Origin of the sequence: Nonomuraea longicatena (assembly GCF_039525605.1) — a bacterium.
In the GTDB taxonomy this organism is placed as follows: Bacteria; Actinomycetota; Actinomycetes; order Streptosporangiales; family Streptosporangiaceae; genus Nonomuraea; species Nonomuraea longicatena.
Genome location: NZ_BAAAHQ010000048.1, coordinates 14,511 through 32,190, shown reverse-complemented (window position 1 = coordinate 32,190; position 17,680 = coordinate 14,511). Strand labels below are relative to the sequence as shown.

Sequence of the window (17,680 nt, the reverse complement as noted above, 5' to 3'; positions counted from 1 at the left end):
CAACAGCAGGTGGAGTCAGGCTCGGGACGCCCCGACGGCGGGGACGATCTCGTGGCGGTCGCGGGGGGCGAGGAACGCGAGCAGCCGCTCCCCCTCCGCGACGGCCGCGTCGAGGTCCCGTGCGGCGAACGGGCGCCACTGGTGGATCGTGAGCGTCGTGGTGCCCTTGGCCCGCGCGACGGTCCAGTCGCCCGCCGTGAAACCGTCCACGAGGATCAGCCGCCATTGCACGTTGGCCTTCGCGAAGGCCGCCGACACGGCCACCCCCTCCTCGGTGATCACCCGCGACCGGTCCGCGTGGCCGATGAAGGCGTTGTCGAAGTCGTACATGAACCGCACCGGCACCGGCATGTCCTCGGGCGGCGACTCCAGGCCGGGCAGGTCGTACAGGACCCGCCCGTCCTCGCCCCGGTAGCGGACCAGGTCCAGGCCCTCGACCACCTCGGCCAGCCGGGTCAGCCCCGACCAGGTCTGCGCGTCCTTGACCGACGCCGGCCCGAACGCCCGCAGGTAGCGCAGCACCAGTTCGGCCGCCGTCATCGGCGGCTCGTCGAGCTGCAGCCACGCCTGCGCCGAGGTGTGGGCGACCGGCCCGCCACGCCCCCACAGGCCGCGCGGCGGCACCTGCACCAGCGGCACCAGCCAGCGCACCACCTGCGACAGCGCGTGCGCGTCATTGCCCGGCCAGCGCGCGGCCAGCGCCGCACCGAGTTCGGCGAAGGTCAGCGCCCGCTCCTCGGCCAGCTTGCGCCCCACCTCGGCCAGTTCGTCGAGGTCGACGCCGTCCAGCCGCCTGACGAACGTGGAGCGGGTCATCCGCTCGGTCACGGGGTCGAGCAGCGGGCGCATCGCCAGCGCGTCACGGGCGGTGACCAGGTGGATGGTGGAGCGCTGGAGGGCGAGCCGCACCAGCGTACGGTCCTCCAGCAGCGCCGACGCCTCATGCGGGTCGAAGTCCCGCAGGCGGTTCCACAGGCCGGTGTACCAGGTGTGGGGCGTCTGCGCCTGGAGGCCGCCCAGGTGCTCGACCACCTCGACCACCGACAGATCGGTACGGCTCAGCAGCAACTGCCGCTCCAGCGTGGCCCGGTTGAGGGCCCTGGTACTGAGAACACGCTCCATACCGCCACAGTAGAGGCGATCGCGGCACATCACCTTCCGCGTTCAGCAGCTCCGCCGGTACTCCGCCTCGGGGATCAGCTCGGCCCACTCGGCCTCGGACAGCGGGCCGCCCGCGCGGGCGCACACCTGGGCGGCCATCAGCCCGGGATCGACCGGAGTCTCCTGGACCGCCCCGCCGGGCTGCAGCCCGAACAACCGCCGCCCGTCGGGGCTGAAGGCCAGGTCGAAGACGTAGTCGTCGAGCGGGGCGCGGCCCAGTTCGCGCAGGTCGGCGCTCTGCCACAGCTCGACCGCCTCGCCGCCGCCGACCGCGAGGACCCCGCCGTCCGGCGAGAAGCGGGCCAGCGTGGACCCGGCGGGCACGGTGAGCTGCCGGACCGCGCCCGTCCGCAGGTCCTTGAGGATCAGCAGCCCCTCCCCGTCGAAGACGTAGGCGAGCCGGCGGCCGTCGGGGCTGAAGGACACCGCCCGCAACTGCCGCCTGCCGAGGCCGGCGGGGTCGCGGGCGACCCGCCCGGTGGCCGTCTCGACCAGGTGGGGACCGACCGCCAGGGTGGCGCCGTCGGGGCTGAAGGCCAGTTCGGTGTCGATGCCGGACTCGACGACGCCCTCGACCGTGCGCAGCCTGCGCCGCTCGGCCACGCTCCACAGCTCGACGGCCTGCCCGCGCTGCACCGCGAGGCTCGCGCCGTCGGGCGACAACTGTACGACGGGGTGCTCGACGCCGACGTCGAGCGAGGCGACCTGCTTGCCGGTGGCCGCCTCGTGGATCGTGACCGGGGCGCCCGCGACCGCCAGCAGGCTGCCCCCGCCGCCGAACGCCAGCCGGCCCGTGCCCCGGATGCGGCCGAGTTGCTCGCCCTTCGCCCGGTCGGTCAGCTCGATCGCGCCCGCGCGCTCGGTGGCCGCCACCCGCCCGTCCGGCGACAGCCGGGCCGAGGCCGACAGGTCGGCGGGGCGGCCCTCCGGGTCGGGCGGCAGCGAGACGACGGCGCTGATGTCGAGCGTGACCACCGAGGCCCGGCGGGTCAGGTAGCGCAGCTCGCCGCCGTCGCCGGAGAAGGCGACGTCCTCGGCGTCCTGGGCGGGCACCGTCCCGGCGAAGGTACGGTCGGCCAGCCGCCACAGGCCCAGCCGGTCCTCGGCGTCCATGCGCTCGGCCAGGAAGCGGCCGTCGTGGCTGAAGACGACGGGATGGACGGAACCGGAGCGGCCGGCCAGCAGGTCCTTGCGGCCGGTGGCGGTCTCGACGATCGTGACCCCGTCGCTGCCGGTCAGCGCCAGCGTGGCGCCGTCGCGGCTGAAGGCGGCGGGGGGCGCCCCCGCGTCCTCCGTGACCGGAGGATCCACCCGCAGGCTGGTCTTCAGGGTGCGCTCGCCGAGGTCCCACAGCTCGACCCGGCCGTCGGTGCGGCCGAGCGCGGCCCAGCGGCCGTCCGGCGAGACGTCGAGCCTGCCGTCGCCCACCTCGAAGGGCATCCCCTCGCCGACGCGCGGGTAGAGCTCGACCTTGGTCCGGGTGACGACGGACAGCAGCCGCCCGTCGGCCTCCACCATGGTCAGGTCGCCGGTCGGCCGGGCCGAACCGAGCTGCTGGCCGGAGGCCAGATCGACCATGCGGACCCGGCCGCCCTGCGAGACCGCCGCCCGCCTGCCGTCGCGGCTCACCGACTGGGCGGTGCCGTCGGTGACGCGCAGCCTGGTGGGCTCGCCGGAGGACAGGTCCCAGCTCACGACCCGGTCGCCGGACAGCTTCAGCAAACTCCTGCCGTCGTCGGCGAGCTGGTAGGTGGCGCTCGTGTCGGCCTCGGGGTCGGTGAAGCGGGCGACCTCGGGCTGGGCCAGCGAGCGCTGCACCGCCGTACGGGCCTCGAAGACGGGCGACAGCGACCAGGCGGCCACGCTCAGCCGCATGGCGGCCTTCGGGTCGGCGGCGCGCAACGACTCGGCGCGGGCGGCCACCGCCCTGGCGTTGGCGTGGACGAGCTGGTCGCCGAGGTCGCGGCTCTGCCGTACGGCGAGGACCGAGGCGGAGACCGCGACGGCCAGCAGCGCGGCGAGCCCGGCCAGCGCGACGCCTCTGATGCGGACCCGGCGCCTGGCGAGGGCGACGCTGCGGTCGAGGAACTCGCGCTCCAGCTCGTTCAGGTCGAGGTGGCGGCGGGTCGTGGCGGCCCAGCCGAGCGCGGTGTCGAGGGCACCGCCGCTGTAGAGGTCACCGGGTCTGCGGCGGCCCGCCGACCAGCGGAGGGCGGCGGCGCGCAGTTCGGCGTGGACGGCGAGGCCGTCGCGGTCGTCGGCGACCCAGGCGCGCAACCGGGGCCAGGCGTGGAAGAGTGCGGTGCTGGCGGGGGCGACCTGGTCGTCGGAGACCGCGACCAGGCGGCCGGTCTCGGTGTCCTCGGGTCGTACCCGGATGCTGCGCCGCACGACCAGTCCCGCGTCGGCCAGCCGGGCCAGCACGTCCTGGTTGTCGGCCTCCGCCTGGGGGATGCGGCGCATGCCCTCGCCGTCGAGCATCCGCAGCAGGATGCCGGGGACCGCCTGCTGCTGCTGCGGGGTGAGCGCGGCGTAGACCTCCTCGGCCACCTCGCCGAGCGGCCGCGCGCCGGACATGCCGCTCGGCGGCCGGATCACGGCGGCGAGTTCGGCGCCGGCCTCGGGTTCGGCGCTGCCGAGCAGGGCGAGCAGCAGGTCGCGGGCGGCGGGGCGGCCGTCGGGGGACTTGGCGAGGGCGCTGCCGACCAGTTCGCGCATGGGCTCGTCGAGGGCGTCCAGGTCGGGGTCGACGGTGAGGACGCGGTGCATGACGGCGCCCAGGCTCTCGGCCTGGAACGGGTCGGCCCCCGTGGCCGCGTACAGCACCACGCCGCCCCAGGCGAAGACGTCGGCGGGCGCGCCGGCGCTCGCGCCGGTGAAGACCTCCGGCGCCATGTACGTCGGGGTGCCCCCGACGAAGCCGGTGCTGGAGGTGTCGACGGTGCGGGCCACGCCGAAGTCGATGACGCGCGGGCCGTCGGGGCCGAGCAGGACGTTCTCCGGCTTCAGGTCGCGGTGGACGACGCCCGCGCCGTGGACCGCCGCCAGCGCGGTGGCCAGCGCCACGGCGAGTCTGCGCAGGCCGTCGCCGGTGTAGGGCCCGTCGCGTTCGACGGCCTCGCGCAGGTTGGGGCCCTCGACGAACTCGCTGACGATGTAGGGGCGTTCGGCGTCGAGGACGACCTCGACGACCCGGGCCGTGCAGAAGGAGGCGGCGCGGCGGGCGGCCTTCGCCTCCTTGGCGAGTTGCTCGCTGACGCCGCCGTGCAGCACCTTGACGGCGAAGCGGCGGCCGTGCTCGTCGTAGGCGTCGTAGACCACACCCTGACCGCCCGCACCGAGCCGTCCGGCCATCCAGTAACCGCCGAGGCGTTCGGGGTCGCCAGGCACCAAGCGCATCGTCACTGCCCCTTAGATGCGCACAAACCCGAAATGGTTGTGGAAAACGAACGCCACAGGTCCCTCGCGCGCCTCGAGGGACCCGTGCGTCATGATCATTATGGCAGGGGTTTCCAGTCGGGGCGCAGGACCGACATCACGACCGCGTCGTACCACTGGCCCTCCCAGAGCAGAGCGTCACGGAGAACCCCCTCCTCGACGAAGCCGACCTTCTTGTAGACATGTCTGGCCCGCTCGTTGAAGTTGTACACCTCCAAGCCGATCCGGTGCAGCGTAGTCGATCGGAAGGCGTGATCGACGGTCAGCCGCAACGCCTCGGTGCCGTAACCCCGGCCGAACGCCCTCGGGCCGACCAGGGCGATCCGCAGGTTGCAGGAGAGGTTATCGGTGTCGAGCTTGTTGAGGACGACCTCGCCGACGTACTCGCCGTCGGCGACGACGGCCAGGTCGAGGCGGTCCTCGACGGCACCGCGTGTGGAGTACCACTCCCGCAGCGCCTCGCGGGACCAGCCGGAGGCGTGCGAGCCCGTCAGGCGGGCGCCCTCCTCGTCCTCGACGAGTTCGACCAGGCCGTCGAGGTCGTCCGGGCCGACCGGGCGCAGTGTGACGCGCTCGCCGACGAGGGTGGGTTTGACAGCGAACATGGCACTCAACCTACAGAGCCTCGCAAACGCTTTCGACGCTTTCCTCCGGGCTGGCGGTGGAGACGTCCAGGCGGAGAGTGGCGACCTCGCGGAAGTGGGGCTCGCGGCGGGCGCGCATGGCGGCGGGGGCGAAGTCCGGCCGGTGGTCGCCGGAGCGCATGCGCCGGGCCAGGACGTCGTCGGGGGCGTCCACCCAGACCGTGAACGCCCGGCGCAGGGCGTCGCGGACGCGGGGGTCCTCGACGGTGCTGGCGGCGGCGGCGATGACCTGCGGCGGGCCGGACAGCCCGGCGAGCACGTGCTCGGCCTCGTGCTCGTGCAGCACATCGGCGCCGTCCCGGGCGGCGATCTCACGGGCGCTCAGGCCGTGGACGGCCTGAAGGTAGGCGTCGCTGTCGCTGAACTCCACGCCGAGCCGCTCGGCCAGCAGCCGCCCGACGGTGCTCTTCCCGGACCCCATGAGCCCGATCATCACGATATGCCCCACCATGGGGGCAACTGTAGTCACATCACTCTCCCGCCGATCCCGCCCCCTCTGCTCCGCCCTCCGTTACGGCCAGCCCCGCCCACCCCCTCCCACCGCCCCGCGCCAAGGGCCTCCAGGGCGCCACCCACCGCACCCCGTCCCCGCCGAGACGACGCCTTCTAAGCCGCCCGAGGGCGTAACAGGGCGTCGTCACGGTGGGGAGCGGTCAGAGGGGTAGCGCCCTGGAGGCCGTCGGCGAGGACGGCGGGAGGCGCCGGCCAGGCCGGCCGTAACGGAGATTCAGTGTTTGACGGCGCCGCCGAGACCCGAGATCAGCCGCCGCTGGACCGCGACGAAGAAGATCAGGACCGGGATCGTCATCAGCGTGGACGCGGCCATGATGCCGCCCCAGTCGTTCTCGTCCGGTTTGAAGAAGACCAGCAGCGCCGCCGGCAGCGTCTGGTTGTCCTTCGCCGAGATGATGAACGTGCGCGCGAACACGAAGTCGTTCCACGCCACGATGAACGCGAACACGCTGCTGGCCACCAGCCCCGGCGCCACCAGCGGGAACAGGATCCGCCACAGCACCGTGAACCGGCTCGCGCCGTCGATCATCGCCGCCTCCTCCAGCGCCTCCGGCACCGCGGCGACGAACCCGCGCATCATCCAGATCGAGAACGGCAGCGTGAACGCCAGTTGCACCGCCACCAGCGCCCAGAGCGTGTTGAGCATCCCCATGTCCCTGACGACGAAGAACAGCGGGATCGTCAGCGCCTCGACCGGCACCATCTGCGCCACGAGGAACATGATCAGCACGGTCGTCCTGAACCGGAACTTGAAGCGGGTCAGCGCCACGGCCGCCAGGAAGCTCACTCCCGCCGACAGCACCACCACCGCCAGCGTGATCATCGCGCTGTTGAGGAAGTAGCGGCCGAAGCCCTCCCCGGTGATGACCCGGACGAAGTGGTCGAGGGTGGGGTTGGCCGTCCAGAGGCTGACGTCCAGCGACTGGATCTCACCGGCCGGTTTGATCGCCGACAGCACCATCCAGTAGATCGGGAAGGCGGTCACCAGCGCCGCGGCGACGGCGAGGATGTTGGCCAGGCGTCTCACAGCTTCTCCCCACTCCGGTACAACGCCCTGATGTAGACGAGCGTGACGACGAGCAGGATCAGCGTCATCACCACGCCGATGGCGGCGCCGAGCCCGTATTCGGAGGAGCCGAACGCGGTCTGGAAGGCGTACACGTTCAGGACGGTGTTCTGCCCGGCGATCCCCCCGCCGGCGGTCATGATGTAGATCTGGGTGAAGATCTTGAAGTTCCAGATGATCGACTGGATGACCACGATCGTGACCAGCGGCCGGAGCATGGGCAGCACGATCAGCCGGAAGGCGCGCACGGGCGAGGCGCCGTCGAGCGACGCCGCCTCCAGGACCTCGTCCGGGATGGCGCGCATCCCCGCGTACAACGTGACCATGACGAACGGGAAGGAGTGCCACACGACCGTCGCGCCGACGACGCCGAAGGTGACCCACCTGTCGTAGAACCAGTTGTAGCCGTCGATCCCGAGCACCTGGTTGACCAGGCCGAGATCGGCGTCGAACAGGAACATCCAGACCGTCGAGCCGGTCATGGCGGGCGCGGCCCACGCGGCCAGGGCCGCGAGCGCCAGCGCCGTCCGCGCCCACGGCGCGGCCCGGTCCATGACGATGGCCAGCGCCGCCCCCACGAACAGGGTGCCCGCCACGAGCGCGGCGGCGAAACCGACCGTCTGGACGAGCACCTCCCAGAACCGGCCGTCCGACAGCAACCTCGTGTAGTTGCCGAGCCCCAGGAAGGTGGTGGGCTCGCCGCCGCTGACCTGCTCCTGCCGGTAGTCGAACAGCGACAGCAGGCCGAGCATGTACAACGGGTAGGCGAGCAGCGGGATGAGCACCGCGGCCGTGGGCAGCAGGTACACCCACGGCCGCAGCGTGCGCTTGACGCCCTTGGAACGCGTCACTGGCCGAAGGCGGTCTTCACGGCGGCGGCGGCCTCTGTGGTCGCCTCCTCCACCGTGGCCTTCTTGGTGGCGACCTTCTGCAACATGGTCGGGATGACCTTGCCGTTGTCGATCTTCACCCAGGCAGGGTCGAGGGGCACGAACTTGGTGCCCTTGGCGACGCCGTCGAGGAAGGGCCGGACGAAGGCGTCCTTGGCGGCCAGTTCCTCCCTGGCGGCGGTGAGCGTCGGAATGTTGCCCATCGCGTCGTACATCTTGGCCTGGTACGCCTTGCCGCCGAGAAGCTTGACGAACTCCAGGGCGAGGGTACGGTGCTTGGCGCTCTTCATGACGCCGAGGTTGTTGCCTCCGGCGAACACCGGCGCGTACGAGCCCTTGTCGAAGCCGGGCACCGGGACGACGGCCCACTTGCCCGCCGCCGCGCCCGCCTCGACGGCCGAGCGGCTGAAGTTGCCGAGGATGCCCATGGCGGCCTTGCCGCTGGCGAACAGCTCGACGGTCTTGCCGCCGGTCAGCGACGCGCACGCCTGCGGCGGGCAGATCTCGTCCGTCATCAGGTCCGTGTACGCCTTGACGCCCTTGCGCGAGCCGGGGCTGTCGAGGCTGGTGATCTCGCCGCCGCCGCTCCACAGGAACGGCAGGGAGCCGTAGGTGTACTCGCCGCCGACGGCGATGCCGTACAGGTCGGGCTTCTTCTTGCGGATCGTGCGGGCGGTCTCGGTGAGCTCGCCGATCGAGGTCGGCGGCTTGAGGCCGAGTTCCTCGAAGACGTCGGTGCGGTAGTACAGGGCGCGGACGCCGATGAACCACGGCAGGCCGTACGTCTTGCCGTCGACGGTGACCGACTCGACCTGCTCCGGGCTCACGTCGAGGCCGGTCAGGTCGATCTCGGCGAAGCCACCCGCGGCGGCGTACTCGGCGAGGTCGGTGTTGCCGAACTCGGCCACGTCGGGGGCGCTGGCCGGGTCGTTGAAGGCGCCCTTGAACTTCTCGTGGCGGGCGGGGGTGGTGGGGACGTGGGTGACCTCGACCTTGACGTCGGGTCGTGACGCGGTGAACTCCTTGATCGCCTCGGCGACCACCTTGTCCTTGGGAGCGCGGTTGGGCTCGTCGTAGAGCCAAACCCGCAGCGTGCCGGTCTTCTCGTCGCCGCCGCCGGAGGCGGGGGCGGTGGAGGGCGCGCATGCCGCGAGCGCTAGCAGAGCCACAGCACAGTAAACAACCTTCACTATTACCTCCTGCGCAGACACTAGGAAGCCGACCGGCGGTCGTGAAGACCTGTCATGACTTGTTGTGCAATGCACAACGCCGTGCCGCAGAAATGACACCGAACGACATGCGCCGTATTTTTGGCAGGGTGCCCGAACGCAATCAGTCCGCCTCGCTCCGGCGCGCCCTGGCGGTGCTGGAGTACGTCCGCGACCACGCCCACCCCGGAGGCGGGCTGACCCTCACCCAGTTGTCCGACGCCCTCGACCTCACCAAGAGCACCGTGCTGCGCCTGGCCACCCCGCTCGTGGAGAGCAGGCTGCTGGAACGCTGCCGCAGGACCGGCGCCTACCGGCTCGGCCACGGCACACTGGCGCTCGGCCAGAGCTACCTCGCCTCGCTCGACCTGCGCGCGGTCGCCTCCGACGAGGCCCGCCAACTGCTCGCCGCCGCGGGCGAGACCGTACACCTCGTCGTCTACGACCCGCCGCACGTCGTCTACATCGACAAGGTCGAGAACCAGGCCACCGTCCGCATGGCCTCCCGCATCGGCAGCCGGGGCCCGCTGCACTGCACGGCCGTCGGCAAGGCGATCCTCGCCTGGCAGCCCGACGAGGCCCTGCCGGAGGAACTGCCGGCCCGCACCAAGTACACGATCACCGACCCCGACGGCCTGCGCCGCGACCTCGCCAAGATCAGGCAGCGCGGGTACGCCGTGGACGACCGCGAGAACGAGCCCGAGGTGCGCTGCGTCGCCGCCCCCCTGTTCAACCACGCCAACACGGTCTCCGCCGCCATCTCGGTCTCCGGTCTCACCTCGCGCATCACGGCGGCGCGGGTGCGGGACCTCGGGCCGATGGTGGCCGAGGCGGCCGCCCGCATATCGAGAAAGCTGGGTTCGACACGATGACAGAGCTGGTGACCTTCGGCGAGACGATGGCCCTGTTCGCCGCCAGGCGGACAGGGCCGCTGCGCTTCGCCCGCGACTTCGACCTCGGGCTCGGCGGCGCGGAGTCGAACGTGGCCATCGGCGTGCGCCGCCTCGGCCACTCCTCGGCCTGGATGGGCCGGGTGGGCGAGGACGAGTTCGGCGAGCTGATCACCTCCACGCTGCGGGCCGAGCGGGTCGAGGTCCGCGCCGTCACCGACCCCGACGTGCCCACCGGACTGATGATCAAGGGCAGGCGCACCGCCGACCGCGTCGACGTGCGCTACTACCGCAGGGACAGCGCGGGCTCCCGCCTGTCGCCCGGCGACCTGGACACCGACCTGATCGGCGCGGCGCGGGTGCTGCACGTCTCGGCGATCACGCCCGCGCTGTCGGAGTCGGCGCGGGCGACCGTACGGCATGCCATCGACGTGGCCCGCGCGGCCGGGGCGCTGGTCTCGCTCGACGTGAACTACCGCAAGGCGCTCTGGACGCCGCAGGAGGCGGGCGCGTGGCTGCGCTCGGTCGTCGCGGACGTGGACGTGGTGTTCGCGACCGAGGCCGAGGCCCGCCTGATCGCCGACCTCGCGGAGCCGGTCGAGCTGGCGCGGGCGCTCGGGGTGCGGCACGTGCTGCTGAAGTTCGGCGCACGGGGGGCGATGGAGTTGTCCGACGGGGTGGTACGGCACGCCGAGCCGTACCGGGTGACGGAGGTGGACCCCGTGGGCGCCGGGGACGCGTTCGCGGCCGGGTGGCTGGCCGACTGGCTCGCGGGCGCCGACGCCGAGGCCCGCTTGCGCACCGCCTGCGCCGCCGGAGCCTTCGCGGTGACCTCCCAGGGCGACTGGGAGAGCCTGCCGACCCGCCGGGATCTGCGCCTTCTCGGACCGGCCGCCGACGGAGTCAGCCGCTAGCTACTACTCATCATCGGAATTCACGGCTAGAGTGCCACCACCAACCTCGCATACCCCCCGGAGGTTTTATGTCCATGCGAACAGCGACGGCGTTGGGCCTGGTGATCGCGCTGGCCGCGTGTGGTGGCACCCCTGCGGCCCAGACGCCGGGCGCCCAGCAGGCCAAGACCGTGACCATCGCCGTCTCCTCTGACGAGGGTACGCTCACCCCCTTCACCAACGAGTCCGGGTACCCCGGTGACAATCTGGTCAAGCTCGTCTTCGACACGCTGCTGATCCAGAAGGGCGACAAGGCCGAGCCCCTGCTCGCCACCGCCCTGGAGACCACCGACAACAAGGTCTTCAGACTCCCCCTCCGCACCGGCGTCACCTGGCAGGACGGCAAGCCGTTCACCGCCGCCGACGCGGTGTTCAGCGTGGAGTTCTTCAAGAAGAACATGTCCGGCGACTCCAGCATCGACGTGCGCTCGGTCGAAAGCGTCACCGCCGACGGCGACACCCTGACGATCACCCTCGATTCCCCCGACCCCGAGTTCCCCATGCGCGTGCTCACCGACCTGTCGATGCTGCCCAAGCACCTGTGGGAGTCGGTGACCAAGGTCAACGAGGCCGGCGTCGACAAGGCCGTCGGCACCGGGCCCTTCAAACTGACCGGCTACGAGAAGGAACGCGGCTACACCTTCACCGCCAACTCCGGCTACTTCGGGGGCAAGCCCAAGGTCGACACCATCAAGGTGAACGTCATCCCGCAGGAGACCACCCAGTTCGCCGCGCTGCGCACCGGCGAGGTCTCGCTGTCGGTTCGGAACGTTCCGCCGCAGCAGAGCAACGCCCTCAAGCAGCAGCCGAACCTCGCCATCGCCGAGGGCACCGAGTTCGCCTCCACGATGCTGCAGTTCAACACCACCCGGGCGCCCTTCGACAAGGCCGAGGTCAGGCGCGCGATCGCCAAGGCCATCGACGTCCAGGACCTGGTCAAGACCGCCCTGCTCGGCCAGGGCACGGTCGGCGACCCCGGCTTCGTGCACCCGCAGGCGCCCGTCAAGGGCGCCCCGCAGCCGCCGGTGTTCGACGTCGCCGCCGCCAAGAGCGAACTCGACGCGCTCGGCGCCAAGCCCGGCCCCGACGGCGTCCGCGTCCTCGACGGCAAGCCGATGAGCTACGAACTGCTCGTCCAGAGCACCTCGACCGACCGGCTGCGCAGCGCCGAGCTGATCCGCGACATGCTCAAGAACGTCGGCGTCGCCGTCAAGATCAGCTCGCTCGACCCGGACTCGCTCGACGCCAAGGTCTGGCCCGAGTACGACGTCAAGAAGGGCCGCAACTACGACCTGACCATGTGGGGCTGGTCGGCGCCGATCATGCAGACCAGCTCGGACATCGTCCGACTGTTCGCCTCCGACCCGGAGGACGGCACCCTCAACATCGGCGGCTTCGAGAACGCGGCCGTCGACAAGACGATCGCCGAGCTCAAGGCCACCACCACGATGGAGGAGCGGGCCGTCGCCACCGGCAAGCTCCAGAAGCAGGTGGCCGAGCAGATGCCGTTCGTCACCCTCTACTACCGCAACGGCGCCTACGCCTACCGCAAGGACACCTACAGCGGCTGGGTCTGGCAGAACGGCCTCGGCATCCTCCACAAGGGCTCGTTCGTCGGATGAAGTCGCGTCTCCTTGAGTACGGCGCGGTCCTCGTGATCGCGCTGCTGCTCAACTTCCTGCTCCCCCGCGCGCTGCCCGGCGGGCCGATGAAGCTCATCGGCAGCCCGGAAGCCCTGTCCCGGCTCACCGACGACGAGCGCGCGCAGCTCGCCCAGCTCTACGGCTTCGGCCAGCCGCTGCACGAACAACTGCTCACCTACCTCAAGGGCGTCTTCACCCTCGACCTCGGTACCTCCCTGGCCGACGGCCGCCCGGTCGCCGAGGCCATCGGCGAGGCGCTGCCCTGGACGCTGATGCTGGTCGGCACCAGCATCGTCGTCACCGCCGTCCTCGGTGTCATGCTCGGCGTGCTCGGCGCGCTGCGGCGGCGCAAGGGCAAGGGCGCCGGACTGCTCGGCACCGCGATCGTGCTCGACTCCATGCCCTCCTTCTGGCTCGGCATGCTGCTCATCGTGCTGTTCGGCGTGCAGCTCCAGTGGCTGCCGACCTTCGGCGCCGGCACCGTGCAGCAGATGGTCCTGCCGGTGACCACCATGGTGGTCACCGGGCTCGGCTACTTCTTCCTCTACACCCGCTCGTCCATGCTGACCGTGCTCACCAGCGAGCCGGTGCAGCACGCGCACGCCCGCGGCGTCCCGGACGGGCAGATCGTGCGCAGGCACGCTTTGCGTCCCGCGCTGCTGCCCGTCCACACGATCGTGCTCATGGAGATCGGCTTCCTCGCCGCCGGATCCATCGTGATCGAGACCGTCTTCGCCTACCCCGGGCTCGGCCGGCTCACGTTCAACGCGATCACCGCCCGCGACTACCCGCTACTCCAGGGGGCGTTTCTGGTGCTGATGCTGATGGTGGTCGTGATGAACGCGATCGCCGACGCCACCTACCCGCTGATCGACCCCAGGGCCAGACGATGAAGGCCCTCGGACGGCAGGGCACGATCGGGGCCGTCGTCCTCGCCCTCATCGTCGCCGCCGCGATCTACGGAGTGCTCCTTCCCGAGGACGGCGGCAAGGCGCGGGTCGCCGAGCCGTACGCGCCGCCCGGGCCCGGGGTGCCGCTCGGCGCCGACGACCTCGGCCGCAGCCTGCTCGACCAGCTTCTCATCGGCGCCGGGACCTCACTGGCCATCGGGTTCATCGTGGCGACCCTCGTCACGCTGCTCGCGGCCGTCATCGGCGGGATGGCGGGCATCGGCCCGCCCTGGCTGTCGCGGCTGATCATGCGCTCGATCGACGTCATGCTCATCCTGCCGGAACTCATCCTGTTCATCCTGGCCGCCGCCTTCCTCGGGCAGTCCTTCGGCATCAGGGTGGCGATCCTCGCGATCCTCATGTGGCCGGTCCCCGCCCGCGTGCTGCGCTCGGGCGTCATGACCGCCTGGGCGCGCGGGCACCTGGAGGTGGCCCGCGCCATGGGGGCGCCGCGCTGGTGGCTGCTGCTGCGGCACGGCTCCTACCTGATCGGGCCGCTGCTGATCCCGGTGTTCGTCAGGTCCGCGATGCGGGTGATCATCTACGACGCCACCCTGTCGTTCCTCGGCCTGGGCGACCCCACCTCGCCGAGCTGGGGCACCACCCTGTACTGGGTGCAGGTCAACGGGGTGTTCCTCTCCGAGGCGTGGCTGTGGTGGGCGCTGCCGCCCGGCCTCGCGATCACGCTGACGGTGCTGTCGCTGGCGCTGATCGGCGTCTCCGTCGAAGACCGGCTCAACCCGGCGCTGAAGGAGGTGAAGGCGTGACTCTCACCATCAACGAGTTGTCCGTCAGCTACCACGGCCACGCCGCCGTCGACCGGGTCAGCCTGGAGATCGGCGAGCGCGAGGTCGTCGCCCTCGTCGGCGAGAGCGGTTGCGGCAAGACGTCGCTGGCCCGCGCGCTGCTCGGGCTGCTGCCGCCCGGCGCGCAGGTGAGCGGTTCCGCGCTGCTCGGCGACGACGACCTCGCCCGGCGTACCGACTGGGCCGGGGTGCGCGGGCGCCGGGTGGCGATCGTGCCCCAGGGCGCCATGACCGGGCTCAGCCCCGTGCACAAGGTGCGCAGGCAGCTTGAGGAGATGCTGGCGCTGCACGGCGGCACCGCCGCCCCCGCCGACCTGCTCGACCGGGTCGGGCTCAAGACCGAGCACCTCGGCTGCTACCCGCACGAGATGTCCGGCGGGCAGCGGCAGCGGGTCGCCATCGCGCTCGCCCTGGCCGGGGAGCCCGACCTGCTCGTCGCCGACGAGCCCACGACCGGGCTCGACGCCATCATCCAGCGGCAGGTGCTGACCCTGCTGTCGTCGCTCGGCATCGGCCTGCTCGTCGTCTCGCACGACCTGGCCGCCATCGCCCCGTACGCCGACCGGGTCGCGGTCATGTACGCGGGACGGCTGGCGGAGGTGCGGCAGAAGGGCGCGCCGGCGCGGCACCCGTACACGCTGGGGCTGCTCACGGCGACCCCGGCGACCGACCGGGAGGTGCCGTGGGGCAGCGTGCCCGGCGCGGCCCCCGCGCTCGGCCAGGCCCCGGACGGCTGCCGGTTCGCGCCGCGCTGCCCGCGCGCACTGGAGATCTGCCGCAGCGAGCAGCCGCCCCTGGTGGACGGCCTGGCCTGCCACAACCCGGGCGAGGGCGCCTACCCGCTGGTGCCGCGCGCCACGGTGCCGTGCGGCGAGACGGCGGCCCGGCTGACCGGGATCCGCCACGTGTACGAGCGGCGCGGCGTCGAGGCGCTCAAGGGCGTGGACCTGGAGGTCTGCACCGGCGAGATCGTCGGCCTGGTCGGCGAGAGCGGTTCCGGCAAGTCCACGCTGGCCCGCATCACGCTCGGGCTGATCAAGCCGACGGCGGGCCGGGTCGTGATCGGCGGCGAGGAGCTGACCGCCCGCAAGGGCCGGGCGCTGCGGCGCATCCAGCAGCGCGTCGGCTTCGTGCACCAGGACCCGTACGACTCGCTGCACCCGGGCATGCGCGTGGGCGCGCTGGTGGGCGAGCCGCTGGTGCTCGCCAAGGCCGGCGACCGCGAGCGGCGCGTGCTGTCGGCCCTGGAGGCGGCCGGGCTGCCGTGCGACACGGAGTTCCTGCGCCGCTACCCCGGCCAGTTGTCCGGCGGGCAGCGGCAGCGGGTGTCGATCGCCCGCGCGCTGGTGAACGACCCGGTGCTGCTCATCGCGGACGAGTCCACCTCGATGCTCGACGTCTCGACCCGGGCCGGGATCGCCACCACGCTGCGCGCGCTGGCCACCGAACGCGGTCTGGCCGTCGTCTTCGTCACGCACGACCTGGGCGAGGCCGTCCAGTCGTGCGACCGCATCGTGGTGCTGCGCGGCGGCGAGGTCGTCGAGCAGGGCGCGACCGCCGACCTGGCGCGCGAGCCCGCCCACCCGTACACCCGCGAACTCCTCAACCTCTGAACGAACAGGAGTCCCCACCGTGACGGACGTGTTCTCCCGTCTGGAGTCCTTCGGCGACAGGTACCGGCTCGACACCGAGCCCGCCGGGGAGGGCTGGCTGGCCTGCGACCGGCTGCTCGACCCCGGATCCGACGAGCTCGGCCAGGTTCTGGAGGCCGAGCGCGTGGCCAGCGGCCAGGTGTCGGAACACGCCACCGCCCTCACCGTCATGGCCGTGTACTCGGGCACGGTCACGGCCGCCGCGCTGCTGGCGTGGGCGCTGGACGACGTCCTCGTGGACATGCGGCCGCACAACGTGGTGGTGAAGCTGTCGCCGCACCACGGCTTCGAGGCGGTCGGGCTGCGCCGGGCGGACGTGCGGCCGGGCTCGCTGGACACGCTCGTGTCCTGGGTGCTGGACGAGCACCTGCTGCCGCTGGCCGCCTCGATGCGGGAGCGGACCAAGGCCGGGATGCGCCAGCTCAACGGCGGTGTGGCCCACGGGTGCGCGGCCGCGTTCTGCATCGCCAGCCGCCTCGGCGGCGACGTCGGGCAGTTGCACGCCTCCTACGAGCGGTTCCTGGCGGCGGCGCCGGTGCTGGACCCGCTCGGCGAGGTCGTGCGGCTGCAGGAGGGCGAGCGCGAGGGACTGTTCTACCTGCGGCGCACCTGCTGCCTGTATTACACCTCGGCAGAGGCGACCAAGTGTTCGAGCTGCTGCCTGGACAGCGTCGCCGACCGGATCGCCAACTATCGCAGGGTTCTGGCAGCAGGAGTGGTGCCGCACTGACTCGCTACGATGAACGCCATGAAGCGCGGCCTGGGAGAGCTCGAGTCCACGATCATGGACCGGATGTGGGCGTACCACAAGCCAGCCTCGGTGCGCGAGGTCCTCGAAGATCTCCGTAAAGAGCGGGACATCGCCTACACGACGGTGATGACCGTGATGGACAAACTCCACACCAAGGGCCTGCTCAAGCGCAAACCCGTCGGCCGGGCCTACGTGTACGAGCCGACCGCCTCCAAGGAGGCGTACACGGCCGAGCTCATGCGCGACTCCCTGGCCGCGAGCGGCAACCAGGCGGCGACCCTGGTCCACTTCCTCGAACGGCTGAGCCCGGAGGAGGCCAGCGCGCTGGAGGCGGCGCTGCAGGTCTTCCCGCCGAGGGGCCGCAAGGAATGACCCGTCCGTCCGCCCCGGCGGCGCGCCCGTGACCGTCGCGGCGGTGCTCGCCCTGTACTCCGTGGCCGCCGCGGTGTGGCTGCCGCGCGTCCTCCTCCGGGCGGCGTGGACATCACGGGCGCCGCGCCTGGCGATCGGCCTGTGGCAGGCGGCGAGCTTCTCCGTCGTGGCGGCGGCGCTGCTCGCCGCGGTGTCGCTGGCCGTGCCGACCGACCTGATCGGCCACGGCCTGGCCCGCTTCTTCGAGGCGTGCACCGAGTGGCCCGACCTGTCGCTGGCCTGGGTCAGGGCGGGGCTGGCCGCGACGGCGCTGATCGCCGGGCGGTTGCTCTGGTCGGGCGCGCGGGTGCTGTTGCGTACCCGGCGCGAGCGCCACCACCACGCCGAGATGCTCACGCTGCTCGGCAGGCACGACGGCGACCTGGGCGCGGTCGTGATCGACTACACCGAGCGGGTCGCCTACTGCCTGCCGGGGCGCCACGCGCAGACCGTCATCACCACGGCGGCGCTGGAGTCGCTCAGCGCCGAGCAGGTGGCGGCGGTGCTCGCGCACGAGCGGGCGCACCTGCGCGGACGGCACGACCTGGTGCTGTCCGCCTCCGACGTGCTGCTGCGGGCCTTCCCGCCGGTGCCGCTGTTCGTGCGGGCCCGGCAGGAGCTGGCGCGGCTGGTGGAGCTGCGGGGCGACGACGTGGCGGCCATCCTGGCCGACTACCGGATGCCGCAGATGAACGGCGTGCAGT

The 17,680-nt window shown here is 71.9% G+C and carries 16 protein-coding genes; 9 read left to right on the top strand and 7 right to left on the bottom strand.

Features of this window, described 5'->3' with window-relative positions; all coding sequences use genetic code 11:
* Window positions 1–15: 15 nt before the first annotated feature.
* The 7 genes from ABD120_RS35080 to ABD120_RS35050 all read right to left on the bottom strand — a co-directional run bounded on the left by ABD120_RS35080 (window position 16) and on the right by ABD120_RS35050 (window position 8,881).
* Complete coding sequence (locus tag ABD120_RS35080) at window positions 16–1,122, bottom strand: winged helix DNA-binding domain-containing protein (protein ID WP_343954638.1); 1,107 nt, start codon at window positions 1,120–1,122, stop codon at window positions 16–18.
* A 42-nt stretch (window positions 1,123–1,164) separates the two neighbouring features.
* Entirely contained in the window at window positions 1,165–4,560 is a 3,396-nt protein-coding gene (locus ABD120_RS35075; protein ID WP_343954637.1) for a WD40 repeat domain-containing serine/threonine protein kinase, read from the bottom strand.
* Between the two features lie 98 nt (window positions 4,561–4,658).
* A complete protein-coding gene (locus tag ABD120_RS35070; RefSeq protein WP_343954636.1) occupies window positions 4,659–5,204 on the bottom strand; it encodes a GNAT family N-acetyltransferase in 546 nt (181 codons plus the stop codon).
* Between the two features lie 10 nt (window positions 5,205–5,214).
* Window positions 5,215–5,694 (bottom strand): shikimate kinase, encoded by a 480-nt coding sequence (locus tag ABD120_RS35065; RefSeq protein ID WP_343954635.1) that lies wholly within the window; start codon window positions 5,692–5,694, stop codon window positions 5,215–5,217.
* A 276-nt stretch (window positions 5,695–5,970) separates the two neighbouring features.
* Window positions 5,971–6,783: a carbohydrate ABC transporter permease gene (locus ABD120_RS35060; protein WP_343954634.1), complete on the bottom strand. Its 813-nt coding sequence runs from the start codon at window positions 6,781–6,783 to the stop codon at window positions 5,971–5,973.
* Window positions 6,780–7,673, bottom strand: a complete 894-nt coding sequence (locus tag ABD120_RS35055) for a carbohydrate ABC transporter permease (protein ID WP_343954633.1) — start codon at window positions 7,671–7,673, stop codon at window positions 6,780–6,782. Before ABD120_RS35055 ends, ABD120_RS35060 begins: the two co-directional genes overlap by 4 nt.
* Entirely contained in the window at window positions 7,670–8,881 is a 1,212-nt protein-coding gene (locus ABD120_RS35050; RefSeq protein ID WP_343954632.1) for an extracellular solute-binding protein, read from the bottom strand. The genes ABD120_RS35055 and ABD120_RS35050 overlap by 4 nt, the downstream gene beginning before the upstream one ends.
* 149 nt (window positions 8,882–9,030) lie before the next feature.
* Between ABD120_RS35050 and ABD120_RS35045 the strand changes: the two genes are divergently transcribed.
* From ABD120_RS35045 to ABD120_RS35005, 9 genes are all read left to right on the top strand, one after another.
* Window positions 9,031–9,792 carry an IclR family transcriptional regulator gene (locus ABD120_RS35045; protein WP_343954631.1) on the top strand — a complete coding sequence of 254 codons (762 nt, stop codon included), beginning with the start codon at window positions 9,031–9,033 and terminating at the stop codon, window positions 9,790–9,792.
* Entirely contained in the window at window positions 9,789–10,724 is a 936-nt protein-coding gene (locus ABD120_RS35040) for a sugar kinase (protein ID WP_343954630.1), read from the top strand. The genes ABD120_RS35045 and ABD120_RS35040 overlap by 4 nt, the downstream gene beginning before the upstream one ends.
* Before the next feature lie 74 nt (window positions 10,725–10,798).
* The gene (locus ABD120_RS35035; RefSeq protein WP_343954629.1) at window positions 10,799–12,385 is read left to right on the top strand and encodes an ABC transporter substrate-binding protein; all 1,587 of its coding nucleotides are present in this window, start codon (window positions 10,799–10,801) and stop codon (window positions 12,383–12,385) included.
* Entirely contained in the window at window positions 12,382–13,299 is a 918-nt protein-coding gene (locus ABD120_RS35030) for an ABC transporter permease (RefSeq protein WP_343954628.1), read from the top strand. The genes ABD120_RS35035 and ABD120_RS35030 overlap by 4 nt, the downstream gene beginning before the upstream one ends.
* A complete protein-coding gene (locus ABD120_RS35025; protein WP_343954627.1) occupies window positions 13,296–14,123 on the top strand; it encodes an ABC transporter permease in 828 nt (275 codons plus the stop codon). Before ABD120_RS35030 ends, ABD120_RS35025 begins: the two co-directional genes overlap by 4 nt.
* Complete coding sequence (locus tag ABD120_RS35020; protein WP_343954626.1) at window positions 14,120–15,775, top strand: ABC transporter ATP-binding protein; 1,656 nt, start codon at window positions 14,120–14,122, stop codon at window positions 15,773–15,775. The genes ABD120_RS35025 and ABD120_RS35020 overlap by 4 nt, the downstream gene beginning before the upstream one ends.
* 19 nt (window positions 15,776–15,794) lie before the next feature.
* Window positions 15,795–16,544 carry a (2Fe-2S)-binding protein gene (locus ABD120_RS35015; RefSeq protein ID WP_343954625.1) on the top strand — a complete coding sequence of 250 codons (750 nt, stop codon included), beginning with the start codon at window positions 15,795–15,797 and terminating at the stop codon, window positions 16,542–16,544.
* A gap of 18 nt (window positions 16,545–16,562) precedes the next feature.
* Window positions 16,563–16,937, top strand: a complete 375-nt coding sequence (locus ABD120_RS35010) for a BlaI/MecI/CopY family transcriptional regulator (RefSeq protein WP_343954624.1) — start codon at window positions 16,563–16,565, stop codon at window positions 16,935–16,937.
* 28 nt (window positions 16,938–16,965) lie between these two features.
* Window positions 16,966–17,680 (top strand): M56 family metallopeptidase (locus ABD120_RS35005; protein WP_343954623.1); only part of this gene is annotated, 715 nt, incomplete at its 3' end.

What these genes read in the sequence shown, in the direction of transcription:
- ABD120_RS35080 (WP_343954638.1), bottom strand. Translation starts at nt 1,122, where the DNA reads ATGGAGCGTGTTCTCAGTACCAGGGCCCTCAACCGGGCCACGCTGGAG.
- ABD120_RS35075 (WP_343954637.1), bottom strand. Translation starts at nt 4,560, where the DNA reads ATGCGCTTGGTGCCTGGCGACCCCGAACGCCTCGGCGGTTACTGGATG.
- ABD120_RS35070 (WP_343954636.1), bottom strand. Translation starts at nt 5,204, where the DNA reads ATGTTCGCTGTCAAACCCACCCTCGTCGGCGAGCGCGTCACACTGCGC.
- ABD120_RS35065 (WP_343954635.1), bottom strand. Translation starts at nt 5,694, where the DNA reads ATGGTGGGGCATATCGTGATGATCGGGCTCATGGGGTCCGGGAAGAGC.
- ABD120_RS35040 (WP_343954630.1), top strand. Translation starts at nt 9,789, where the DNA reads ATGACAGAGCTGGTGACCTTCGGCGAGACGATGGCCCTGTTCGCCGCC.
- ABD120_RS35035 (WP_343954629.1), top strand. Translation starts at nt 10,799, where the DNA reads ATGCGAACAGCGACGGCGTTGGGCCTGGTGATCGCGCTGGCCGCGTGT.
- ABD120_RS35030 (WP_343954628.1), top strand. Translation starts at nt 12,382, where the DNA reads ATGAAGTCGCGTCTCCTTGAGTACGGCGCGGTCCTCGTGATCGCGCTG.
- ABD120_RS35025 (WP_343954627.1), top strand. Translation starts at nt 13,296, where the DNA reads ATGAAGGCCCTCGGACGGCAGGGCACGATCGGGGCCGTCGTCCTCGCC.
- ABD120_RS35010 (WP_343954624.1), top strand. Translation starts at nt 16,563, where the DNA reads ATGAAGCGCGGCCTGGGAGAGCTCGAGTCCACGATCATGGACCGGATG.